The sequence below is a fragment of the Bradyrhizobium sp. UFLA05-112 genome, assembly GCF_053572325.1.
The window spans coordinates 12,945-36,485 of the sequence record NZ_JBANBK010000056.1 but is presented as its reverse complement, the minus strand read 5'-3'; the positions used below and the strand labels follow the sequence as shown (position 1 = coordinate 36,485).

Genomic DNA, 23,541 nt, shown 5'->3' with positions numbered 1-23,541 from the left:
CCAATCGTTGACCATAAAAAACTATGAAAAATCATGCGCCTAACGATCTCTTACCATGCCCGGGGAACGACTCAGTTGAACTACGGAGATCGGTCCCGATGGAGAGGCCGGTGGAGACATTTTGTTACCGCAATGGGCCTGCTTGTGCCGACTTTTGCGGCAATTCCGCAAGCTCTCGCGCAGCAGGCGAACCAGCCGGGCTTCGATCCTCGACAGACCGAAAAATATTTCGACAGACAATCCGATCAGGACTCCCGCGGCCGCACCCCCGTAAGACTACCGAGTCTCGGCCGACCCGACCTCGGCGCCGATGCCCGGCCGCAATTCGTGCTTCGCGGCGTCAGCATCGTTGGCGAGGACAGCATTCAGCGTGACCGCATCGCCAGCACCTGGCAACCGTATCTTGGAAAGCAGATCTCGCAGGCGGACCTCGCGGCGATCGCTGGCGCGATCAGCGATCTCTATCGCTCCAACGGTTTCCATCTGAGCCGGGCTATCATCCCACCGCAGGACATCCAGGATGGACGCGTCCGGATTCAGGTGATCGAAGGCTCCATCGTCGAGACCGACTTGAAAGGCGATGGCGCCGAGCAGTTCGGCGTCCGTCCGATGCTGGATCCGGTCCTCGCCGAACATCCTTCGCGCCTCGCCACGCTTGAACGCCAGCTTTATCTGATCAACGGATGGCCGGGCGTGCGGATCGCCGATACTGCGCTCGAGGAGATCGGTACCGCGAGCGGCCGTTTCCGCCTCACCGTCTTCCTGAAGACCTGGCACATCTTCACATCGTTCGGCCTGGACAATCTTGGATCGGCATCGGTCGGACCGTGGCAGACCTATGCGACCGGAGCCTTCAACTCTTACCTCGCGCCCGGCGACACGTTGGCGGTCAACCTGTCGACGATCGCAAACGATCCGCGTCAACTTGGCTTCGGGCGATTGTCCTATGACGCGCCGGTTGGTGTCGACGGCGTGCGGCTCGGCGCCTCTATCCTGTACAGCGCGGTGCGGCCGGGCGATGCCCGTCGCCTCGACAGCGACATCACGACGACGGAAGCCTTCGAACTACGGGCAAGCGTCGTCCCGCTTCAGTCGCAGGCATCTTCGCTCACCCTCACCTCGGCCTTTACCTTCAGCAACGTATCGGAACACGATATGTTTGGGCCGTGGTACAATGACCATATTAGGACCGCGAGCCTGACCTCGGATTACCGGCTGCAGGACCGCTTCGGCGGCACCAACTATCTGACGCTGACCTATCGCCAGGGGCTCGACATCTTCGGCGCCTCGCACTGGAGCGACGACCTGCTGTCGCGCGACGGCGCCTCGGCGAACTTCTCGGTGTTGAACGCCTGGTTCACGCGCTATCAGACTCTCACCGACGCGTGGTCAATCAAGCTTTCAGGCGCGAGCCAGACCGCATCCCGGCCGCTGTTCACGTCGCAGCAATTCTATCTCGGCGGCGCCGCCTTCGGCCGTGGCTATGGCGCCGCCGAAATCAGCGGCGACAACGGGCTTGCCGGATCGTTCGAGCTCCGCTTCGACCAGACGGTCAACTTCCGCTACTGGACCGGCTACCAGATCTATGGCTTTGCCGATGCCGGCGTGGTGTGGAACGACGGCTATCAGCCGAGCGAGGGGCTGTCGCTGACATCCGCCGGCGCCGGCATACGTCTGTTCCTGTCGGAGGATTTGCGGGCTGATCTTGCCGTCGCTGTTCCGCTCAGCTACCGCGCGCCCGACAATGAGCGGCGGAACGCGCGGTTCCTGTTCACGCTATCGAACGCCTTCAGACTCTGCCCGGAGCGGGGCAAGGCAAACTGCCTATAGTTCCCCGCCTTCGTTTGCGTGCGGTCAAGCTTGCCTAAATTTAATCCCGTCCCGCCCTCACAATCGATCGATCCGTGAGTTCCCCATCACTACCTCTGCGAAAAGTGATCGGGATGAAACGATGAAAAGGGCTTTTGCGATTCTGGCGTTCCTTTGCGTTCTTGCTGCGGGCGAGTATTTCGCCGTGAGCAAGCTCGCGATCCGCCACGAGACGCTCAATCTGTTCGACGCCGCGCGCCAGCGGCCGGTCTCGGTCGACGTCGCCGTGCGTCGCGACTACGAGACCAAGGCCAATCTCGGCCTCTGGAAGCTTCCACTCGCAGTCATCAGCAACGGCAACACGGTCAAGGCGACCGAGTACTCGTTCCTCGCCAACGTGCTCGCTGCGCGCGGATATCTCGTGGCCAGCATCCAGCAGGATCTGCCGACCGATCCGCCCCTGATGACCAAGGTCGGTCAGCCCTATGTCGGTCGAAAGGGCGTTTACATGCGCTGCGAGGCCAACATCCTGTTCGTCCTGAACGAACTGAAGAAGCAGCAGGAGAACGCGGAATACGATCACATCACGCTCGTCGGTCATTCCAACGGCGGCGACGTCTCCATGTATGTCGCCCATCAGCATCCTGAGCTGGTGGCCAAGGTGATCACGCTCGACAATCTGCGGGTGCCCTTCGTGCTCAACGATCACCTCAAGATCCTGTCATTCCGCTCCAAGGACCCGAAGTTCGTCACCGATCCCGGCGTTCTGCCAACGCCCGAGCAGGCGAAATTGCGCGGCATCGACATCATCAATACCGGCGCGCAGCATACCGAGCTGAGCGACCGCGGCCCGGATTCGGTGAAGGAGAAGATCCAGGCTACGCTGGATCAGTTCCTGCGCAGCAGTTCCAGCAGCGAGCTCGCGCCGGCCGATACGACGAGCCCGATGATCATGAACCCCGGCGACTACTAGGCCCGCTCGTCAGTCGACGGCCACACCCCGGCCAAGCCGGCTTGCGGCAGATCAAGGCGGTACGCCCCCGAATACGCGACAAGGCGAACCTTGAGCGTCGAGGAAGCCCAGATGTCGCACTCCACAGAAAGTCTAAGGCTGCCCGCGGCGGCTGCGCCGGCCTTCCTTCGCCGCCTCTTCCGCTCCACCCGCAGGCTGATCCGGTCGATCATCGTCCGCATCGATCTCTCGCAATTCCCCGGATCGTGCTGCGGTTGAGCACGAACACCGGACAAATAGTTCAAGGACGCCTCATGCGCGCGCCTGTCAGACGGCTTTCCACTCTGATCATCGCAAGCGGCCTGTCCGGATCGACGGCTTTCGCCGCCGATGCCGATCACGGCGCCGACCTTGCCAAGCGCTGGTGCGCGAGCTGCCACGTCGTGACGAGTGAACAGAAACAGGCGAGCGCCGACGTCCCCGCCTTTGCCGCCATCGCGCGCAGACCCGACTTCACGCCGGAGAAGCTGGCCTTCTTCCTGCTCGATCCGCATCCGAAGATGCCAAACTTTCCATTGAGCCGAATCGAGGCCGGCGACATTGCCGCCTATATCGGCTCGCTACGCCAGTAGCGGGCGAGAGCATGATCCAGACCCGGAGGGTCGCGTTCGCGCAAGGTGCGAAGCGGCTTTCCCTCGCGACAACCGCGGAACGCGTTTGTGCGGAGAGCACGCTCAAACAACCACCCGCTCCTCAAAGGCAAATCCCTGCCGGTTGAGCCGACAGGGATCAGCAGAAAGGATGACGGACGGCGGATGATATGCTCATCCGGTGGGCCATCATGGACCTGCCCTGCAATTGAATTCCGCGCGACGCTCTCACGCAAGATCAATTCGTGAGCACGCGCGCCGCCCGTGGTTCAGGACTTGCCTTTGCCGGGCTGCATCAGGTTGCCGGTGATCTGTCGCATATGCTCACCGGCGTTGGTGAATTGACTTCTCAGGAATTCGGACTGGATGCGCATTGCTTCCTGGAGATCGGTTGCGTGAACCAGCTTGCGCGCGTGCTCGAACGCCGCCTTCATGTTTTGTTCGGTGAAAACAAGCGCTTGCTTGGAAACCTCTGTACCGGTTCCAGGCACTGATGACATCGACTTGGTGGCAGCATCGAAAAACAGGCCGAAGGCTTTTTCCGCCTGATCAATGGTCTTCTCGGCCAGGTCGCGCAATTCGGCCGGAACTTCGAGCTTCGGTTCGATCATGTCGCCGTCCTCCCCTTGTCCCTGACTGATTTATCACACTTATCGGATCGCATTCCAGCGGCTCGGCTGGCGTCAGGGATCCCTGGGGCGGTCGGCTCTGGTTGGGACTTCGTCCGGCGACACCCCCTCACGAAAGCGGATGTTCGGGAATCTCTTCGGTGGTGAGGTCTTCCACCAGCTTGATGACCTCGAAACGCTGGCGCGGCGCGAGCTTGAGAAATGCGCGCAGCAGTCGCAGGCTCTCGACGGTTTGACTCGCGGGCGCCCCCAGCTTCAGGTGCAGTTCAGTCGCGAAATTGAGGTTTTTCATCTCGCACCTATGAAAGGAACGGCCTTCGTGAGAGGGCAGACGTCGTTCGAGAACCAACCTCGGACATGAACGGCTTTCGGCCGGGCGACCCCGGGCGGACCGCCAAACCGAATGACCCCAACGGCTCGGGCGAACCCGACGAGGTTGCAACTATGACAAGGAACAACCCTTCCGGCAAGCCAAACTGCTGGGAGAGGGTTGCTTCGTCGTCATCGCACCTCGGCAATTCCGGATAACGGACCCGGTCCACCCCCGTCCGCGACAGGATTCAGCAGGTCATAGCTGCACCTTGGCTTGATCTGCGTCAATGCGACAACCGGCGTATTTTGTTTCCCAATATGAACCTGGAACGGGCGGGGACGATACTCACATATTAATTCGATTTGAGGGGTGGCCCCCGGTGGAAAGCTATGAACGTGCCCGGGGGCCTCACGGTTCGAAACGCCAGCTCTGCGGGCCCCTCGCCATGAGGATCTAATACGTCCCCACGAAATCAGACCTCATCCTGAGGGGCCTTACAAAGGCGGGCGTCTCGAAGGATAGCCGCTACTGCAGCAGCGATCGGGCTACTGCTTCTTCAGCGTGTAGACGTAATCATTGAGGCCCGCTTCCATGGTCCCATCATCCACGAAGTGGAAATCGATCTCGCACCCCGTCTCGAGCGTCTTGATCTTGGCGCCGGTGAAGCCGAGAGAGGCGGCGAGCGCCTTCGGATCGGCCTTCTTGCTGGAGTGCTGCAACTCGTCGAAGGCGCCCTGGAAGATCATGTCGGCGCCGTAGTCGGTGAGCTTGTACTGCGGCTTGGCGCAGGCAAAGGGGCGCGGTCCGGAGATTTCCTTGGCCGCGACGACGACTATCTTGCCCATCAACCGCGCCTGCTCGGTGCTGTCGGGTTTGTGCTGCGGATCCGCCCAAGGCGCCACCACCGCGCTCGTGAATTTCCAGCTTCCGACGTAGGAGGGGTCGGTTGCGTGAGCGGCGCCGGCCCCAGCCAGAGAAGCGAGAAAGCAGACGATGCCGGCGAATTTCATCTGAGGTCCCCTTTTTAGTCTCGTACTTGGACACGGCGCGCCCCATCGCGGTTCACCGTCTTACGATATTTTTCAAAGGCATGAACCGCCATTCGCAAGCGGACGACCAAGAGCCCAGTGCGATACGGCCACGCACGTCACGGGCGCCATGGCTGACTTCTGGACTAACGATTCGGGCGCGCGTCCAGCAAAGGAAGACGGCATGCTTTCTCGCGGCAATCTCATCAAAGGCGCGGCCGTTGCGCTTTTCACTTTCGCATCGCACGGCGCATGGGCGCAGGAGGCCAAGATGAACCTGTTCAAGATCGTTACCGTCAAGGATGAAATCGTCATCGGACTGAACGCCGAAGAACTCCAGGCGCTCGGCGGCACCGACGCCAGCGCCGTGGCACATGCGCTGGCGCAGAAGGGCGATCTCACCGTGTGGCAATACAACGTCCACCGCGGCCAGAACGGCGAGATGCAGCAGGCGCCGACCGCCAAGATCGGACTACTGGCCAACGCCTCGCTCCGCGTCGAACCCTACACGACACCGTACCAGATCATGCCGCATCCGTGACATGCGTGATCACGCTCGAACAATAACCTGAAGCGCGACGACGATCTCATCGCGCTTTGGAGCTGGGCGGGCTCGTCGCGCCGCCGTCGGTTGCAAAGCCGTAGACCTGTGCCAACCGATCCAGGCACTCCTGCAACCTTTTGGAGAAATAGTCGTTCCAGCGCTGGCTGCGTACCGCGCGGCGTTCGCCGACCTGCTCCATCGTCAGTCCGAGCACGAGGACATCGTGCACGAGCGCAGCGCCGTCCGTGCCGAGCTCGCGTTCGACCCGGTTCAGCCGCAGCACCGCCTTGCGCTGGCTCTCGGTGACGGGCTCCCGGCCGAGGGTGCCGTCGACATATTCCCGGCTGGGGTCGACCGCCTGCGGACCCCGCTCCGCCTTCTCCCAGTCGTTCTGGAACGCACGGCCGCCGCGATACTGCGCTTCGTCGATCTGGTGATGGGCGTGGAGCCGGCCCAGCGGATCGTTGCGAATCGAGCGCAACGCGATGATTTTCTCGCCGGGATCAAGGCCCAAGGGATCGTCGACCTCGATTTCCGCCACTTCGGCGTGGAGCGCCAAGTCGCGTGACCTGCGGTCGTAGATCCCTCCGAGGCTAAAGGTTTTGCTGCGTTTGGCACGTGCGACTTGGATACTCCTTGACACAAAACGATGGAAATCGGATTCCCAGCACGGGGCGGCCAGGTTCAGGCAGCCGCGACGAGCCGCAGGATGACCGGGCCGGTCGTTCGCGCCGTCTCGGGACCGGAGGTCAGGTGAAAATGCGGCGTGCAATAACTGGAGCCCGGGCGCCGGGGATGACCGCAGAAGGCGATCGACTCCCCGTCCTTGTCCCCGCCATACGGATAGCGGCAGTCGCCGGGTTCGAGCGCGAGCAGCGAGACCAGCCGCGGCCGTATCCCGACGCAGCGCAGCTTGACCGGTTCGGCCGGCACCAGGGGCGGCTTGGACGTCTCGCCTCTCCCCGCAGGGGTCGGCCAGCACTGCAGTCCATTCGGCAGATGCGGCGCGATCGGCGGAGCCTGCATCTGCTTGGGCGCGGCAAGCCCCATCCGCTTGGCCCGCCCGATCACCGCGTTGCGGCTGTAATTCGTTCCAAATCTTGCGTTAATCTCCTTCCCGATCTCCGCGAAAGACATTCCCTTGAGAAAATAGTCGCGCAGCGCGTCGGAATGCTCCGACGCCCAGTTGCCCGGTTCCATACTGTCTTGCCCTGTGATGCGCCTCATCTGGTCCGAACGACACTCCGGAGGCGAGCCACACATTCCGATATTCCGAAGAACAAAGTCAAGCCAGAATTCTGATATTCGTAATAGATAATTCCGAATTTCGGGTTAAGATAGTCACGAAAGCTCGACAAGCGAGGAAATCACCATGATGGACGCGACAATGATCGAACGGGGCCTGAAGCGGTCAGGCAAGAGCAAGGGCGGGCTGGCCCAGGCCATGGGCGTCCGCCCCGGCGCTGTCTCCGAAATCCTCGGCGGCGAGCGCCTAGTCAAGGCCTCGGAAATCCTGCCGATCATGGAATACCTTGAGCTCAATCTCTCGCCGATCATGGGCCGGGTCGGCGCCGGCGCCGTCATCGAGCCGGAGTATGAGCAGGTCCCGCCGGAAGGACTTGGCGACATCGTGCTGCCCTTCCCGATCATGGAGGAGACCGTGGCGTTCGAGGTCATGGGCGATTCGATGCTGCCCAAGTACGAGAACGGCGACGTGATCGTGGTCTACAAGGAGCAGCGCTTCCCGCTATCGAGCTTCTATGGCGAGGAGGCCGTGGTCCGGCTGAAAACGGGGGAGCGCTATTTGAAAACCATCGAACGCGGCAAGACCCCCTCCGTCGTCAATCTCGCCAGCTTCAACGTCAAGCCGATCGTCGGCGTGAAGCTGGAGTGGGTCGGCGAGATCTGCCTCACGATGCCCAAGGGCCAGCTCGAGCGTCTGCGCGCCAAGTCCGCCCGCGCGCGCAAGGGCAAGAGCAAGTAACACGTGGCCTGCCGGAGACCGCAAAGCCTCGATTTCCGATTTTTGGAAATCGAGGCTTGACTATGTTCTTATTTTCAGAAATACTGCAGGTGGCCTCGAGGCGGGCAAGGATTTTTGATGCAGTATTTCGTCGTGATGATCGATTATGGTCGCCGCGGCCGCGAAGCGGTTGTCGATCCCGAAGTCACCCGGCGCGAGGTCGTTTCGCGCGTCGCCTCCGGTGAATACGGAAACATCTGCTTCATCCACGAAATCAGCGGGTCCGCGGTCGAGGACGTGACCGAGGACATCCTCACGCAGGCCGCGCCGCCTGAGATTGCGCCTGGCGAGGTCGACCTCCAGGTGACCCGCTTCGATCACGCCCGGGACCTGCGCAAGCACGAACGGTCGTGATGCAGGCCGCGAGCGGCCCGCATCACCATCTGACCCGGTATCACACCAGCAGCACGGTCGATCCCGTGGTCTTGCGGGCCGCGAGATCGGCATGCGCCTTCGCCGCGTCCTTTAGCGGATAGGTCTGGTGGACTTCGATCTTCACCGCACCGGACTTCACGACGTCGAACAGCTCGCCTGCCATCGCCACCAGGTTCTCGCGCTTCGCCGCGTAAGTGAAGAGCGTCGGACGGGTAACGAAGAGCGAGCCCTTCTGTGCGAGCAGACCGAGATTGAGCGGCTCGACCGCGCCGGAGGATTGGCCGAACAGTGCGACGACACCGAGCGGCGCCAGGCAGTCCAGTGACTTCAGGAAAGTATCCTTGCCGACGGAATCATAGACGACCGGAACCCTCTTGCCGCCGGTGATCTCGTCGACGCGCTTCACGAAATCCTCACGTGTATAGATGATGACGTGGTCGCAGCCATGAGCTTTCGCGAGCTTGGCCTTCTCGTCGTTGCTCACCGTGCCGATCACTGTTGCGCCGAGATGCTTCGCCCACTGGCTCAGGATCAAGCCGACCCCGCCCGCTGCCGCATGCAGCAGGATGGTGTCGCCCGCCTTCACGCGATAGGTCTGCCGGATCAGGTACTGCGTCGTGAGCCCTTTCAGCATCATCGCCGCCGCGGTCTTGTCGTCGACGCCATCGGGCAGCTTCAACAACCGGTCGGCCGGGATCAGCCGCGCCTCGGAATAGGCGCCGAGCGGCGAGGCGCCGTAGGCAACGCGATCACCCGGCTTCAAATCCGTCACACCGGGTCCGACCTCCTCGACCACGCCGGCCGCCTCGCTGCCGAGCCCGCTCGGCAGTTGCGCGGGATAGAGACCCGAGCGGTTATAGATGTCGACGAAATTGAGACCGACCGCGGTGTGACGGATGCGCGCCTCGCCCGGACCGGGTTTGCCGACCTCAACCTGCTCCCAAACCAGGACTTCCGGACCTCCGGTTCTGTGAAAACGAATGGCATGGGTCATGGGTGTTTGCTCCCTTATTGTTGGAGTGCTCGTCGGAAGAAAGCTGATCGGTCTCTGAAATAGGCATTTAGTCCGCCCGTTACAGTACAGAGACGTTACAAGAATGTCACAGCGGTGGACAAATGCCGGCCGTTCCGCCTCTGTTCGAAAGAGTTGATGACGGCGCTTACGCCGCCGGCAGTAGATTCTGCGCGGGGTTTGATGGTCGCCTGCGAAGGAGAGCCGAGATGCCAGCCTATGTACAGCATCATCAGGACATCGAGATCGCGCCTGTGATTTGCCCGTGCTGCATGGGGTTCCTGCCAATGTATGTGCGGGAGGTTGAGCCGCATTGGAGCCTTGCCAAGATCGACTTCGTCTACGAATGCGCCGATTGCGGCGGCGAACTGCGGCAGACCATTCAAAAACCTGAGCTGCTGCGTCACTGATAAAGACGCCGAGCCCTGCGCTCGGGTATTTGCGCTGAGCGGAAAAATGCCGTCAGTGCAACGTGTTCCCCGATAATCGAGGCTTGTCCTTTGTCCGGAAGGGGGGCAGAACAAGCCTCAAGTAGACTATCGGGAGCGCCCATTCGTGGCTGATCAGAAGCCCTCGACCTCGATCGAGGCAGTGGAGAGCGGCCTCGCCGCGCAAGGCTATATCGCGAGCCGGCAGATCGCGACCGCAGTCTATCTGTCGCAACAGATCGAGAAGCCGATCCTGGTCGAGGGTCCCGCCGGCGTCGGCAAGACCGAGCTTGCCAAGGCGATCGCCGCCTGGCGCGGCATGAAGATGATCCGCCTGCAATGCTACGAAGGCCTCGACGAGGCCAAGGCACTCTATGAGTGGAAATACGCCAAGCAGCTTCTCTACACCCAGATCCTGAAGGACAAGCTCGGCGAAGTCCTCGGCGGAGCGCAGACTCTGCACGCCGCGCTCGACCAGTTGCATGATTTCGGCGACGTGTTCTTCTCCAAGGAATTCGTCGAACCGCGCCCGCTGCTCCAGGCTCTCGAGCAGCCCGGCGGCTGCGTGCTGCTGATCGACGAAATCGACAAGTCCGACGCCGAGTTTGAATCGCTGCTGCTGGAGATCCTGTCCGATTTCCAGGTCACCATTCCCGAGCTCGGCACCGTTTCGGCGATCACGCCGCCGACGGTGATCCTCACCTCCAACAGCGAGCGCGATCTCGGCGACGCCTTGAAGCGGCGCTGCCTGCATCTGCACATCGGCTTCCCCGAGCAGCGGCTGGAGGAGCGCATCGTCGAGAGCCGCGTGCCCGGCATCTCGCAGACGCTGCGCCGGCAGATGGTCGGCTTCATCCACGAGATCCGCACGCTGGACCTGAAAAAGCTGCCCTCGGTCAGCGAGACTATCGACTGGGCGCGCGTGCTGGTGCTGTTGCAGGCCGGCGAGCTCGATACAGAGACCGTCAGGGACACGCTCAACGTGCTCCTGAAATACGAGACCGACATCGAGGCGGCGGCGCCCCACGTCACGACGTTCATTGCCAAGGCGGCGCGGTCGAACGTCTTCGGTTGATACCGATGCGGGAGAACCTCCATCGCTTCTTTCGTGCGGCACGTGGTGCCGGCGTCCACGTCTCGCCCGCCGAAAGCATCGACGCCATGCGCGCGGTCGCGCAGGTCGGCTTTTCCGACCGCAACATCTTGCGCGACGCGCTGCTGCTGACGCTGGCAAAGTCGCAGGACGAGAAGCTTGCGCTCGGCGACTGCTTTGATCTGTTTTTTAGCCAACCGGAGCCGCGCCAGGAGCAACCCGAGACCAACGACAACGATACGCCTCCGGAGGGCAGTCAGCCGCCCTCCCCCGACGCGGCCAATGACGCGGGAGGCGGTCAACCTACCGAAGGCCTGGGCTCGCTGGCGCAAATGCTCTTGTCGCAGGACCGCAACGCGATCGCCGCCGCGATCGCCGGCGCCGCCAGCGCGGCGTCGCTGTCCAACATCCGCTACTCCACCCAGCGCGGGATCTTTTCCAGCCGCATCCTCGACGCGATGGGTCTCCAGCGGCTGCGCGACGATCTCGACGAACTGACCGCGACCAATCCGTCGCTTGCCGAGCGTCTGCGCGCGGCGCTCGATGGCTTGCGCGAAGCCGTCCGCGATACGGTCTCGCAGGGGCTCGCGCTCTATGCGCGCGAGGAGGCCGAAAACCTGCGCAACGACATCCTGCGCAATGCGCCGCTGGCCCGAATCGAGCCGCGCCAGGTTGATGAGATGCGCGCGCTGATCCGCAAGATCGCGCGCCGCCTGCGCGAGCGCTACTCCAAGCCGCGCAAGCGCCAGCGGCGCGGCCATCTCGACGTCCGCCGCACGCTGCGCCGCAACGCCGCCTGGGGCAGCGTGCCGTTCCTCACGGCCTGGAAGCGCAAGCACCGCGATCGGCCGAAGATCGTGGCATTGTGCGACGTCTCAGGTTCGGTTGCCCGCGTCTCCGATTTCTTCCTGCTGCTGATCCACTCGCTGCACGAGGTGGTCGACGACGTCCGCTCCTTCGCCTTTTCCTCGCATCTGATCGAGGTCAGTGACATTCTGGAATCGAACTCGCCCGAGGCGGCAATGGCCGAGATCATGTCCAAAGTGGGTTTCGGCTCATCCGACTATGGCTCGTCGCTCGACGACTTCGAGCATGAGTTCATGAGCACGCTAACGCCGCAGACCACTGTCATCGTGCTGGGCGACGCCCGCAGCAACAATCTCGATCCGCGCGCCGACATCCTGCGGCGCATCTCGGAGCGGTCGAAGCGGCTGGTCTGGCTCAATCCGGAGGGCCGCATGGTCTGGGGCTTTGGTGATTCCGAGATGCCGCGCTACGCGACATTTTGCAGCGTGGTGCGACAATGCGCTACCGCGCAACAGCTCGAGCGCGCCGTGTCCGATATCGTGGCGAGCTATCAGTAAACCGGTGATAATCCGCTAGCTGGCGAGTGCGTGCAAATCCCCGTGAGCCAGATTGCACTCGCGAAAGTGATAAGCGATCTCGTCGAGCGCGCGCTGCTCCCACTCTTCGGCCTGTGCGAGCCAGAAAACCCGGCGCCTCGAATCCAGCGCCGCACGTTCCCGGCAAAAGGATTCCTGACTGCGAATTTCCACCAGCCTGTTCATGCACTCCACTCCTGCTGCGTGAAGCCATTCCCCAGGAATCACCGTAACAGAGTCTTGAACGGCTTGTCTCATTTTCCTGTGCACATCGCAACGCGGAATGGGACAGCTCTTATTCCCGTGCACTGCGGTAGTTCGCGATGCAGCATCAACTATCGATCATCAAGAGGTGATCGAAGATCGGGACGATACTCTCGTGCTCGCGATCTTAACTATTGTGGCGCAATAACCTGCGGCAATTTGTGAAGGGATGTTCTAAACAGCCAATCGAATTCCCGACTCAATGTCGTCGCATGGTTTTCATGCTGCGCCGCTAATCGGTGCACGAACGGTCAGGTATTTCGAGGCAACATGAACGACGATTTCGACTTCAATCTTTCTCCGGACCAGTGGGAAATGCTGAAAGCATTGCGCTGCCCGGCGCTCCATCGTTTTTCGAAGGCCCATGCGGTCGAAGACCTCGTCAAACTCGGCCTCGTCGCGATCAGCGACGGCGTGCCCGTCATGACTTCATCCGGCCGCAAGGTGCTGGTGCGCGGATCGTGCCGGCTGCTGGATCTGGCGGCGTAGCCCTGTCTTCAGAATATCTGCGCGGTCACGATCGCGTAGGCGATGAACACGACACCCAGCCCCCAGACCATTGCGGGAATCTGCCCGCGGCGCCCCATGGTCACCTCCAGCGCAATGTAGCTCAGCGTCCCCAGCGCCATGCCGTTGATGAGGTTGTTGGTCAGCACGGTCACCAGCAGGGTGAGCACAATTGGCACCGCATTGACGAGATCGGTCATGTCGATGCGCGCGAGACCCTGCATCATCAAGACGCCGACGAGCACCAACGCGGGCGCTGTGGCTTGCGGCGGGATGATGACGAAGATCGGCCAGAAGAACAACGCGAGGAAGAAGAACCCCGCAACAGTCAGCGAGGTCAGGCCGGTGCGCCCGCCGGCCTGCACGCCCGTGATGGACTCGATGTAGGCCGTGACAACGGAGGTACCGAGCAGCGGGCCGACGATGGATGCCGTCGCGTCGGTTGCAAACGCCGCAGTAGCATTCGGGATCGAACCGTCTGCCCTGCGTAGATTGGCAGCACCCGTGACGCCGATCAGCGTGCCCAGCGTCGAGAAGAATTCGGCGCACAGGAAGTAGAACAGCAGCGGCAGCGCCACGACGAAATGGCTGAAGAGATAGCCGACGTCGAGCGCCATGAAGGTGCTGGTCGGCCAGCGCGGCCACGACATGATCGCTGATGGCACCGACGTCACCATCTTGCCGTTCCCACCTGGAACGAAAAAGCCGATCAGGGTCAGCACCGCGATCGACAGGATCAGCGCCGCGGGCACCCGGCGCGCCACCAGCACCGGCGTCAGCAGGAGACCGAACAGCGTCAGCAGCACGGGCGGGCTGCGCAGCGATCCCATCGCGATGTAGGTCGAGGGGTTCTGCACAACGAAGCCAGCGCCGCGTAGTGCGATAAAGACGATGAGCGTGCCGACGGCAGCCTGGATGCCGATCTTCAGCGCTTCCGGCACATCCTTCGCAACCTTCTCGCGCAGCTTCGACAGGCTGAGGATCAAGAACAGCACGCCCGTGAAGGCGACCATGGCAAGCGCGCCCTGCCACGGCATGCCCATCTGCTTGACGATGACATAGGTGAAGATGACATTCGAGCCCATCGCCGGCGCAACGGCGAGCGGCAGGTTGGCCCAAAGGCCCATCAGCACCGAGCCGAAGATCGCGGCGAGTGCCGTGGCGCTGACGAGATCGGCGCGGTCCATTCCGGCGTTTGACATGATTGCCGGATTCACCGCGACGATATAGGCCATCGCCGCGAAGGTGGTCGCGCCGGCCATCACCTCGCGGCCGACGCTGGTGCCGCGCTCGGTGAGGCCAAAGATGCGATCGAGCGGGCCCACGGCGGCGCGCGGCGCCGGTTCTGCGGAAGCGGCTTGCGGTGGCGTCATCTCGTTCATCCCCGTCACTCCCCTACCAAACTACCGGGTGCGCTTCACCGGTCTGCACATTGATGAACCCGAGCGGCGCCTGCTCACACGGCGCTACCAGCACCCAGCTCCAGGGCGCGCAGGTCAGCGTTGCGAACATCAGTCGTTCAGGGAATCCTGGATACCAGCGCGGCCGGAAGGTCGGCTCATACATCCAGTCGACCTTGCGGCCCTCGGCGTAGAGCGCCTGCATCTCGGCATCGAGCGCCTGTGCCGAGCGGCAGCTCATCAGCCCACCGACCTCGAAGCGCACGGTCGCAACGAGCTCGCCCTCGCGCACCAGTGCCCATCCGCCCTGAAGCTCGATCAGCGCGTTCACCGCCTTGGCCATCGCTGCGTCAGACGAGCCGACCACCCAGATGTTATGCTTGTCATGCGCGACCGAGCAGGCCAGCGCCGTCTCCGGCGTCCGAGGTCCGCAGCCGCGCCAGAACATCTTTGCAACCCGTCCCTCGCCAGAGAAACGGTCGACGATGGCGAACTTGGTGATGGCCTCGCTTTCGTCGCGCTGCACGGCGCCGTCCCGCACTGGCAATTCGAGCGTGTAGAACTCGGGATGCCAGTGGAAGGGGCGGATCACGGCCGCCTTCATCGTGGTGCGGCCTGGGTCGGCCGGCAGCGCGAAATCTTCCGGCTTGATCGTGCGCTTGATATTGATCGTCCTGGTCGCCCATTTCGGCCATTCGATCCTGGGGACATCACCGAGGTAGCGCTTGCCATTGGAGACCTGCACGCCATCGGCCCACACCTCAGCGATGGTGAGCTTGGATACGTCCGAGAGCAACACGACATCGCCGAAGCGCCCCGGGGCGAGGCTGCCGACGAACGGCGTGAGGCGCATGTGCCGCGCCGGGTTGATGGTGAGACATTGGATTGCGATCTCCGGTGGGAGGCCGGCTTCGATCGCGACCCGCGCGTTGTGATCGCTGGCGCCCAGCTCGAGCGTGTGGCTGGCGCTGCGGTCATCGGTAGTGAACGCGATCTGCGACCAATCCTGCAAGCCCTTGGCAAGCAGCCATTTGACGATCTCGTCCATCGCGTAGACACGCAGCTCGACGAACAGGCCGCGCGTGAGCTTGTCCCAGGTCTCTTCCGGCGTCTGCACCTCGTGATCGGAGGCGAGCCCCGCCGCGGCAAAGGCATTGATGGAGGGCAGATCGCGCAGGCCCGAGGCATGGCCTTCGACGACGCCGCGCGCCGCGAACGTTGCCTCGATCATACCCCAGAGCCTCTTGTAGGAAGGGTTGTCAGGGTTCCACACCGCCGGCCAGTCCATGACTTCGTCAAGCCCGGTGACCATCAGGCTCTCGCCCATGAAGCGCGCTTGCTCCTCGCGCCCATACCAGCCGCCACCCCATTCGTAAGCCGTCGGTGGCACGGCCGAACCGGGCTGCGGAAAGATTTTGAGCGGCGAGCCGCGGCGGCGTGCCTCGAACCAGAATTCGAGATTCTTCGCGCCGTTGACGTTGGAGAATTCGTGGCTCGCCTCGCAGGTCCAGGTATTGCCATGCGGCAGCACCAACGCGGCCTCCCATTCCGGCGTCAGATGCGAACTTTCGATATGCTTGTGCACCTCGCCGAAGCCGGGCACGGCGGCGAGATCAGGCCGGTGCACCCGCTCGCGGACCTCGCCTGGATAGCTTCCCGCCGGCCCCACCCACGCGATGCGCCGTCCCCTAAAGACGATCTCCTGATCCTCGCTCCAGGTACGGCTATGGACGTCGAGCAATCTTCCGACCCGCAGACTGCGATCAGCCGGGCGACGGCCGAGCGCCGTCAGCACGAGGTCCTGGCGAATGCGGACCTCGTCGGGCGCGTTGATCAGGAGATCGTCGGGTATCGCATTCATGGCATGCCTCGTTCTACGCCGGCTCTTTCGCGGCCGTGGTTCGCTTTTGCGGCGATTTGCCGGCTTTGCCGTTGCGCGCCGCGGCGGCATCGCGCTGACGGACATCTTTCAAAAGAGTCGTGAGCGCCCACTCGATCGCATCGGCGACATCAGTGCTGGACATGCCGAAGTCTTCGCGCATCGCGTTCCAGGCCAGCACGTTGTTGAGATAGGACGCGAGCGCCTCTGCCTGGCGGACCTCCTTCGCAGGAAGATGCCGCACCAGCGGCGCCATTGCCTTGCGATGCTGCTCGATCAGGTGGCGCCGGAAGCCCGCGCGCACTCGGCGACCTGCCCGCGTCATCGCAATGGCCCGCGCCAGATGCGGATGACGATCGAAGCGCTTGCAGAGCTTGCGGAAAATATCGGGCAGCTCATCAGGCGAGGCGAAGGGAATGTAACTGAAGACGTTGTTCTCGATCCACTCTCCGGCAGCCGCAAAGAGCTCCGCGCGGGTCTTGAAGTGGCGATAGATGGTCCGCTCGGCAACTTTGGCGCGCTTGGCCACCGCTGCCATCGAGATGTCGTCGGCCGCCTCGTCCTCTAAAGTCTCGACAAAGGCTGCCACGATGCGCTGCCGCGTCATCTCGGCGTATTCGTCGCGAAGGTTCGATTCGCGTCGTTTGGCTGTATTCATGTCATAAGTCTGACATTTGGCGATTTGGCAGGCAAGCCGAGATTTGCGGCAAGCCGCGCCGCAGCAATGGGCGCCGTTCTACTACAGCCGCCCAGTGCTCAAGCCTTCTCACCAACCCGAGCGCACGCCTGGCGCATCAAAGTGTCTTGAAGAGGATGCAAACCGGGCTGCCGATGTGAACCACCTGGTCGGTCGCAATGAGGCGGCCGCTAGTGGTATCGCGCTTGAAAAGCTTGACCGTGTCGGTGTCCTCATTCGCCGCGAACAGCAAAGTGTCCGACGACGCCAGCGCGAAGAATCGCGGTGTCTTGCCGCCGCTCGGCGTCCAGCCGACGGACGAGAGGCGGCCGGTCACCTGATCGATTGCAAACGTCGCGATGCTGTCATCCCCGCGATTGGAGGCGTAGACGAAGCGTCCATCGGACGATACCGCGATCTCGGCCGCGCGGCTGTTGCCTGTGTAGGCATCGGGCACCGCGGAGGCGATCTGGAACGGGTTGAGCGCACCGGTTGCGGGATCGAAGCGGTAGGCCGTGACGGTCGAGTCAAGCTCGTTGACGACGTAGGCGAGCCGTCCTTGGGGGTGAAACGCGACGTGGCGCGGGCCGGCACCTTCACGCGCCTGCACGGGCTTGCCGGCCAGCACGAGCTTTGCCCTCTCGGCATCGATCCTGTAGGTGAAGACGAGGTCGAGGCCCTTGTCCGGCACCACGATGAACGCGCCTGACGGATCGAACTCGACCTGATGCGGCTTGGCGAAGGGCTGCTCGACGCGATGCGGGCCGATCTTGCCCTCCAGCTTGACGAGATCGATGACAGCACCGAGCGAACCGTCGTCCTGCCGTGGCAGCAGCGCCAGCGTGGACGTGATGTGGTTGGCCACCACCACGAAGCGGTTGGTGGGATCTATCGCGAGATGGACGGGGTTCTTTCCTTCCGTGCTCTGCCGGTTGATCACGGCAAGCCTGCCGCTCGCAGGATCGATCGCCATCGCCGTGATGTCGCTGAGATCGCCATGCACCGTGTAGAGGAAGCGTCGCGTGCGATCGAAGGCGAGAAACGACGGGTTGACGAGATCGCCGAGGAGCTGGACATGGCGCCAGGCACCGGTCGCGTTGTCCATTGCATAGACGTTGAGGCCGTCGCCGCGGGCGTTGCGTTCCTTGGTGGTGCGCGCACCGACATAAACGAATGAGCGAGAGCCTTCGAGCATGTTGTCCTCCGGATGGGACTGTGTCTGAGATAACGCGGATGCACCGGGCCATGCAGCGGTCACCGCACCGGCGGCGACGAGGCTCGCGAACAAGCGCCGCGACAGCGGGGCGCCGTCAGCGCGGAGCGGAGCAGGGACAGAATTCTTGGACGTCACGTTTCCCCATATTGCTTTTTATTTTTTAAAACACAATTCTTTATGAGACGCAAGAACTGCTCTGGCGTCCCGCTTGTGCAGTCCGCGCAGGTAAGCGACATCTTCTTGAGAGAGGATCAACCGAGTCGCCCCATGCCACGCCCCAATCTCGCGACCCAGATGACCGCGCGGATCCTCGACTACATCCGCGCCAACGGCTTGCAGGCCGAACAGCATCTGCCGAGCCAGACGCTGGCGGATGCACTGCGGGTGTCGCGCGCGCCGATCAACGCAGCACTGCAAATCCTCGAAGACATGAAGGTGGTCCGGTCCGAGCCCAATCGCGGCTTCTTCCTGGTCAAAAGTGCCGCCGAGCTTCCCGACCTGCCGGATGTGGAGGACGCCGAGCCGGAACGCGAAGACGAGTGGTACTTCGCCATCGCCGAGGACCGGCTGGCGGGAAAGCTTCCGGACAAAGTCAGCGAGAACGAGCTGATGCGCCGCTATGGTCTCTCCCGCACGCGCCTCCTGAAAATCCTTACCAAGATCGCCGATGAAGGCTGGATCGAGCGCCTGCCCGGTAATGGCTGGGCGTTCGGCCTGCTCCTCACCTCGCGCGAGAGCTATCAGCAGGGCTATCAACTGCGCGTCGCGCTGGAGCCACAGGCCCTGCTGCTGCCGAGCTTCGAGATCGATCGCGCGGCGTTTGCGGCCGCACGCGAGCAGCAGCAATGGCTGCTCGACGGCGGTTACAAGCGCGCCTCGCGTTCGGAGATCTTTGCCGCCAACGCCGAGTTCCACGAGATGCTGGTCGGTTGCGCGCGCAATCCGTTCTTTCTCGATGCGGTGAAGCGCGTGAACCGGCTGCGCCGGCTGGTGGAATACCGCATCACGGTGGACCGCAGCCGCCTTCCCATCCAGTGCCGTGAGCACATCAACATCCTGACATTGCTCGAAAAAGGCCTGCGTCAGGAGGCGTCGGACTTCCTTCGTGTGCACATCGAGGGCGCCGGCCTGATTAAGGTCCCGAAGGTCTGACTTCGACCGTATTGCATTTTATATTATAAAATGCATACATCTCCGCAAGGCGCCCGCCTGCGGGGAAGGTTGTGGCGTTGCCGACAAGCCCCCGACGAAACGCAGCAAGGAACGCCATCAATGTCCGCCGCCACAGCGACCATCGAGCAATCCACCATGCGCAAGGTGTCCTGGCGCATCGTGCCCTATTGCTTCGGCCTCTACGTCATCTCCTATCTCGACCGCGCCAATATCGGTTATGCGGCGCTTCAGATGAACAAGGAGCTCGCGCTGTCGAGCGAGGCCTTCGGCTTTGCCGCCGGCATCTTCTTCATCGGCTATTTCCTGTTCGAGGTGCCGAGCAACATCGCGCTCAACAAATACGGCGCGCGGATCTGGATCTCGCGCATCCTCATCAGCTGGGGCATCGTCGCGACCGCGAGCGCCTTCGTGCAGAGCGCGATGCAGCTCTACACCCTGCGCTTCCTGCTCGGCGTCGCCGAGGCCGGTTTCTTTCCTGGCATCATCATCTATCTGACCTACTGGTTCCGCGCCAAGGAGCAGGCGACCACGATCGCGCTGTTCACCGCGGCGATTCCGGTGTCCTATCTGATCGGCGCACCCCTAAGCACCTGGATCATGGACCACGTCGGAGGCTTCGGCCTCAGCGGCTGGCGCTGGATGCTGCTGCTCGAAGGCGGCCCCGCCATCGTCGCCGGCATCGTCAACTACTTCATCATGACCGATCGCCCCGAGCAGGCCAAATGGCTCACGCCGCAGGAACGCGACTGGCTCACCGAGGAGCTGCGCAAGGACCAAGCCGGCCGCCGTAATGTTCAGCACCTCGGCATCGTCGCCGCGATCACCAACCCAAAAGTACTATTCCTGTCGGTGATCTATTTCATCTACCAGGTCGGCAATCTCGGCATCGGTCTCTGGATGCCGCAGATCATCAAGGGCCTCTCGTCGTCGCTGACGAATTTCGAGATCGGCCTCGTCGCCATGCTGCCCTATGCCTTTGCGACGATCGTGATGGTGCTGTGGTCGCGCAACTCCGACCGCACCGGCGAGCGGCAAAAGCATTCGGCCATTCCGTTGTTGTGGGGCGCCGTCGCGCTGGCGCTCACCGGGCTCGTCGCACAACCCGCCGTCGCGATGACGCTGATCTCGCTGTCGCTTGCCGGCATCTACGCCTTCAAGTCGCCGTTCTGGTCGCTGCCCGGCCTGTTCCTGACGCGCTCGACCGCAGCCGTGTCGATCGCGGCGATCAACTCCATCGGCAATCTCGGCGGCTTCGCCGGACCCTATGCGATCGGCACCATCAAGGACGCCACCGGCAGTACCTATGGCGGGCTCCTGTTCCTCAGCGGATTATTGTTCGTGTCGTTCCTGATGACCTGGTTCGCCCGAATGGAGAACACGGACGAAGCGCAGACGCAGGCTGCCGAGCAACACGCCTGATCGCATAGGCAGGATCGAGAGATGACTGATTTCGGAACGCTTCGCTGCGGATCGCAGACCTATCGCATCGCCGACATCGCGGCCGTGGCAGGTGAGGACCTCCCTCGCCTGCCCGTGATCCACCGCATCCTGCTTGAAAACGTGCTGCGCACCGGCGGTACGGATCAAGATGCGTCAGTTGCCGCCATTCTCGATTGGCTCGCCGATGGACGCAGCGAGAGCGAGATCGCGTTCCAGCCCTCGCGCATTCTCATGCACGACACGACCTGCGGTCCGGCGCTGGTCGACATTGCGGGGCTGCGCGCCTCGCTGGCGGAGGCAGGTGGCGATCCAAAGCGCCTCAATCCGGTCCTCCCGATCGACGTTTCGACCGACCACTCGCTCGGCGTCGATGTGTTCGCACGGCCGGATGCGATGGCGCGGAACATGGCGCAAGAGCTCACGCGCAACGGCGAGCGCTACCGCTTCATGAAATGGGCCAGCCAGGGCCTCGACGGCGTGCGCGTGCATCCGCCTGGCACCGGAATCATGCACACGCTGAACCTGGAGCGGCTCGCCAGCGTCGTGACGACGCTGCACCGCGACGGCGCAACGTGGGCCGCGCCCGATACGCTGATCGGCACGGACAGCCACACGCCCATGATCAACGGGATCGGCGTGCTCGCCTGGGGCGTCGGTGGGTTGGAAGCCGAAAGCGTGATGTTCGGCATGCCCGTGACGATGCGTGTGCCTGATGTCGTCGGCGTCCGCCTGACCGGGCGGCTGCGCGAAGGCGTGCTCGCGACCGACCTTGCACTAACCGTCACCGAGCGCCTGCGACAGATCGACCTTGCGGACCGGTTCGTCGAGTTCTTTGGGCCAGGTGTCTCCGCGCTCTCCGCCGGCGATCGGGCTGTCGTCGCCAACATGACGCCGGAGTTCGGCGCCAATTCCGGCTACTTCCCGATCGACGCCCGGACGCTCGACTATCTCGAACAGACCGGACGGTCGCGCGAGCAGGTCACGCTGGTGGAAACCTATGCGCGGCGCCAAAAACTCTGGTTCGATCCCGAAGCCTCGCCGCGCTACACCGAGACGATCAGCATCGATCTCGACGAGATCGAGGTCAGCCTCGCCGGCCCTCGCCGCCCGCAGGACCGTATCGCAGCCGGCAAGACCGCCGCGGCGCTGTCGCTAGCACGTTCCGCTGCAACCACCGACGTGGAGCGGGCCGATCCGCCGGTCAATGGCGCGATCGCGATCGCCGCGATCACGAGTTGCACCAACACCTCGGACCCAAGGCTCCTGATCGCCGCCGGTCTGCTCGCGCGCAAGGCGCGGCGGCTCGGGCTCATGCCTCCCGCCTGGGTGAAGACCTCGCTTGCGCCGGGATCGCCGACCGCGGAGCGCTATTTGCGACGCTCAGGCCTGCTCGACGATCTCGAGGCGCTCGGCTTCGGCATCGTCGGCTATGGCTGCACGACCTGCATCGGCAACTCAGGGCCGCTGGCACCACGCATGACACGCGCGATGGAGGAGAAGCAAATGGCGCCGGTCGCCGTGCTGTCGGGCAACCGCAATTTCCCCGGCCGTGTGCATTCGCAGATCGAGCTCGGATTTCTTGCATCGCCACCGCTGGTCGTAGCTTTTGCTCTGGCCGGCGACGTCGCGCGCGACATCCTGCATGATCCCATCATGCGCGATGCGGCTGGCACCGAAGTGCGCCTTGCGGATCTCTGGCCGACTGGCCGCGAGATCGATACAGCACTGGCGTTGGCGCGAAAGTCGGGCGATTACAGCCTCGCCTATGACGCCGCGGAAGCAAGCGCCGATTGGAAGGCATTCGAGGCGCCTCGCACGGCTCTGTTTCCATGGAATGACACATCCACCTATATCCGGCGGCCGCCATTTGCCGGCTTCGGCCACGGCACACGCCTTGGACATTACGCGGCGACGCCGCTTCTGGTGCTCGGCGACGACATCACGACCGACCACATCTCGCCGGCGGGCGCGATCGCGGCGGACGGCGAGGCGGCTCGTTATCTCGTCGCGCGCGGCGCGAACCCGCATGATCTCAACGTGTTCGCAGCGCGCCGCGGAAACTGGGAAGTGATGCTGCGCGGGCTCTTCACCAACAAAAGCGTGCGCAATTTGCTCGCCCCCGATCTGCCGCCGGGTCAGACGATCCTTGCAGGCTCCGGTGAACGGTTATCGCTCCGGCTTGCCGCCGAGCACTATGAGAAGCAACAGCGCGCGGTGGTCATCGTGGCTGGCGAGCGCTACGGCATGGGCTCGTCGCGCGACTGGGCGGCGAAGGGCGTCGCGCTTCTCGGCGCGCGTGCCGTGCTGGCGCTGAGCTTCGAGCGCATCCACCGCTCCAACCTGATCGGCATGGGCATTCTGCCGCTCCGCCTGCCGGCCGATCGCCGGCCGCAAACGCTGGGCCTCAGGCCGGACGACAGACTGGAGATCGACGCACCCGTCGAAGCGCTCAAGCCGCGCGCCGCGGTGAACGTTCGCATCCTGCGGGACGGTGCCGAGATCTACCGCTTTGTTGCCATCGCGGCGGTGGAAACCAATCTGGAATGTGAGACCCTGCGTGTCGGCGGGCTGCTGCCGCTGATCCTGAGGCGGCACTCGGACGGCCCGACCGAACAGGCCGGCGAGGCATCCCTCGAAGGGGCCATCATCCCCTCGGTTTGAAGGGAGGCGCTGGAGAAAATCGAAAAAAGAGCAGATTCCCAGCCAGACCGTGACAATCTGGCACGCTTGTTGCTCCTTTTTGGCGTC

Annotated in this window: 25 protein-coding genes; 13 read left to right on the top strand and 12 right to left on the bottom strand. The window is 63.0% G+C overall.

The genetic code is table 11. The features are described from left to right. The first annotated feature begins 33 nt into the window (after positions 1-33). On the top strand, positions 34-1,830 hold the full coding sequence (locus SO180_RS28075) for a ShlB/FhaC/HecB family hemolysin secretion/activation protein (protein WP_449382073.1): 1,797 nt from the start codon (positions 34-36) through the stop codon (positions 1,828-1,830). Positions 1,831-1,951: 121 nt separating this feature from the next. Next, the gene (locus SO180_RS28070) at positions 1,952-2,782 is read left to right on the top strand and encodes an alpha/beta fold hydrolase (RefSeq protein ID WP_449382072.1); all 831 of its coding nucleotides are present in this window, start codon (positions 1,952-1,954) and stop codon (positions 2,780-2,782) included. Here the strand turns inward: SO180_RS28070 and SO180_RS28065 are convergent. Further along, positions 2,779-3,003 carry a hypothetical protein gene (locus SO180_RS28065; RefSeq protein ID WP_449382071.1) on the bottom strand — a complete coding sequence of 75 codons (225 nt, stop codon included), beginning with the start codon at positions 3,001-3,003 and terminating at the stop codon, positions 2,779-2,781. The two genes, SO180_RS28070 and SO180_RS28065, sit on opposite strands and share 4 nt — an antisense overlap. A gap of 72 nt (positions 3,004-3,075) precedes the next feature. On the opposite strand from SO180_RS28065, the gene SO180_RS28060 reads away from it, so the two are divergent. Then, on the top strand, positions 3,076-3,393 hold the full coding sequence (locus SO180_RS28060; RefSeq protein WP_449382070.1) for a c-type cytochrome: 318 nt from the start codon (positions 3,076-3,078) through the stop codon (positions 3,391-3,393). A 287-nt stretch (positions 3,394-3,680) separates the two neighbouring features. Here the strand turns inward: SO180_RS28060 and SO180_RS28055 are convergent, their stop codons facing one another. From SO180_RS28055 to SO180_RS28045, 3 genes are all read right to left on the bottom strand, one after another. Further along, positions 3,681-4,022, bottom strand: a complete 342-nt coding sequence (locus SO180_RS28055) for a phasin (RefSeq protein ID WP_449382069.1) — start codon at positions 4,020-4,022, stop codon at positions 3,681-3,683. A 127-nt stretch (positions 4,023-4,149) separates the two neighbouring features. Further along, a complete protein-coding gene (locus SO180_RS28050) occupies positions 4,150-4,332 on the bottom strand; it encodes a hypothetical protein (RefSeq protein ID WP_027528419.1) in 183 nt (60 codons plus the stop codon). Between the two features lie 566 nt (positions 4,333-4,898). After that, the gene (locus SO180_RS28045; RefSeq protein ID WP_449382068.1) at positions 4,899-5,363 is read right to left on the bottom strand and encodes a hypothetical protein; all 465 of its coding nucleotides are present in this window, start codon (positions 5,361-5,363) and stop codon (positions 4,899-4,901) included. A 202-nt stretch (positions 5,364-5,565) separates the two neighbouring features. On the opposite strand from SO180_RS28045, the gene SO180_RS28040 reads away from it, so the two are divergent. Then, complete coding sequence (locus SO180_RS28040) at positions 5,566-5,922, top strand: hypothetical protein (protein ID WP_449382067.1); 357 nt, start codon at positions 5,566-5,568, stop codon at positions 5,920-5,922. A gap of 46 nt (positions 5,923-5,968) precedes the next feature. On the opposite strand, the gene SO180_RS28035 is transcribed toward SO180_RS28040, so the two are convergent. Continuing rightward, positions 5,969-6,556, bottom strand: coding sequence for a hypothetical protein (locus SO180_RS28035; RefSeq protein WP_449382095.1), 588 nt, complete (start codon positions 6,554-6,556; stop codon positions 5,969-5,971). 53 nt (positions 6,557-6,609) lie between these two features. Continuing rightward, positions 6,610-7,125: a GcrA family cell cycle regulator gene (locus SO180_RS28030; RefSeq protein ID WP_449382066.1), complete on the bottom strand. Its 516-nt coding sequence runs from the start codon at positions 7,123-7,125 to the stop codon at positions 6,610-6,612. A gap of 172 nt (positions 7,126-7,297) precedes the next feature. Here SO180_RS28030 and SO180_RS28025 point away from each other — a divergent pair, with 172 nt between their 5' ends. Beyond that, positions 7,298-7,909 carry a S24 family peptidase gene (locus tag SO180_RS28025; RefSeq protein WP_449382065.1) on the top strand — a complete coding sequence of 204 codons (612 nt, stop codon included), beginning with the start codon at positions 7,298-7,300 and terminating at the stop codon, positions 7,907-7,909. Positions 7,910-8,026: 117 nt separating this feature from the next. After that, complete coding sequence (locus SO180_RS28020) at positions 8,027-8,302, top strand: hypothetical protein (RefSeq protein ID WP_449382064.1); 276 nt, start codon at positions 8,027-8,029, stop codon at positions 8,300-8,302. Positions 8,303-8,342: 40 nt separating this feature from the next. Here SO180_RS28020 and SO180_RS28015 read toward each other — a convergent pair whose 3' ends face one another. Then, positions 8,343-9,317 (bottom strand): quinone oxidoreductase family protein, encoded by a 975-nt coding sequence (locus SO180_RS28015; protein ID WP_449382063.1) that lies wholly within the window; start codon positions 9,315-9,317, stop codon positions 8,343-8,345. Positions 9,318-9,544: 227 nt separating this feature from the next. On the opposite strand from SO180_RS28015, the gene SO180_RS28010 reads away from it, so the two are divergent. From SO180_RS28010 to SO180_RS28000, 3 genes are all read left to right on the top strand, one after another. Further along, positions 9,545-9,745, top strand: coding sequence for a hypothetical protein (locus tag SO180_RS28010; RefSeq protein ID WP_449382062.1), 201 nt, complete (start codon positions 9,545-9,547; stop codon positions 9,743-9,745). A 145-nt stretch (positions 9,746-9,890) separates the two neighbouring features. Beyond that, positions 9,891-10,838, top strand: coding sequence for an AAA family ATPase (locus tag SO180_RS28005; protein WP_449382061.1), 948 nt, complete (start codon positions 9,891-9,893; stop codon positions 10,836-10,838). A gap of 5 nt (positions 10,839-10,843) precedes the next feature. Then, on the top strand, positions 10,844-12,220 hold the full coding sequence (locus tag SO180_RS28000) for a vWA domain-containing protein (protein ID WP_449382060.1): 1,377 nt from the start codon (positions 10,844-10,846) through the stop codon (positions 12,218-12,220). 15 nt (positions 12,221-12,235) lie between these two features. On the opposite strand, the gene SO180_RS27995 is transcribed toward SO180_RS28000, so the two are convergent. Then, complete coding sequence (locus tag SO180_RS27995) at positions 12,236-12,424, bottom strand: hypothetical protein (RefSeq protein WP_449382059.1); 189 nt, start codon at positions 12,422-12,424, stop codon at positions 12,236-12,238. 348 nt (positions 12,425-12,772) lie between these two features. Between SO180_RS27995 and SO180_RS27990 the strand changes: the two genes are divergently transcribed. Next, complete coding sequence (locus SO180_RS27990; protein WP_449382058.1) at positions 12,773-12,991, top strand: hypothetical protein; 219 nt, start codon at positions 12,773-12,775, stop codon at positions 12,989-12,991. An 8-nt stretch (positions 12,992-12,999) separates the two neighbouring features. Here the strand turns inward: SO180_RS27990 and SO180_RS27985 are convergent, their stop codons facing one another. The 4 genes from SO180_RS27985 to SO180_RS27970 all read right to left on the bottom strand — a co-directional run bounded on the left by SO180_RS27985 (position 13,000) and on the right by SO180_RS27970 (position 18,159). Then, complete coding sequence (locus SO180_RS27985) at positions 13,000-14,391, bottom strand: NCS2 family permease (RefSeq protein ID WP_449382057.1); 1,392 nt, start codon at positions 14,389-14,391, stop codon at positions 13,000-13,002. A 13-nt stretch (positions 14,392-14,404) separates the two neighbouring features. Then, positions 14,405-16,270: an adenine deaminase gene (locus SO180_RS27980; RefSeq protein WP_449382056.1), complete on the bottom strand. Its 1,866-nt coding sequence runs from the start codon at positions 16,268-16,270 to the stop codon at positions 14,405-14,407. A 13-nt stretch (positions 16,271-16,283) separates the two neighbouring features. Next, positions 16,284-16,946 (bottom strand): TetR/AcrR family transcriptional regulator, encoded by a 663-nt coding sequence (locus SO180_RS27975; RefSeq protein WP_449382055.1) that lies wholly within the window; start codon positions 16,944-16,946, stop codon positions 16,284-16,286. 136 nt (positions 16,947-17,082) lie between these two features. Beyond that, positions 17,083-18,159, bottom strand: coding sequence for a lactonase family protein (locus tag SO180_RS27970; RefSeq protein WP_449382054.1), 1,077 nt, complete (start codon positions 18,157-18,159; stop codon positions 17,083-17,085). 288 nt (positions 18,160-18,447) lie between these two features. Between SO180_RS27970 and SO180_RS27965 the strand changes: the two genes are divergently transcribed. The 3 genes from SO180_RS27965 (at position 18,448) to acnA (ending at position 23,454) form a co-directional block, all read left to right on the top strand. Continuing rightward, positions 18,448-19,332, top strand: coding sequence for a GntR family transcriptional regulator (locus SO180_RS27965; RefSeq protein WP_449382053.1), 885 nt, complete (start codon positions 18,448-18,450; stop codon positions 19,330-19,332). Between the two features lie 120 nt (positions 19,333-19,452). Continuing rightward, complete coding sequence (locus SO180_RS27960) at positions 19,453-20,772, top strand: MFS transporter (protein WP_449382052.1); 1,320 nt, start codon at positions 19,453-19,455, stop codon at positions 20,770-20,772. Between the two features lie 21 nt (positions 20,773-20,793). Then, positions 20,794-23,454, top strand: a complete 2,661-nt coding sequence (gene acnA / locus SO180_RS27955; RefSeq protein ID WP_449382051.1) for an aconitate hydratase AcnA — start codon at positions 20,794-20,796, stop codon at positions 23,452-23,454. Positions 23,455-23,541: the final 87 nt, after the last annotated feature.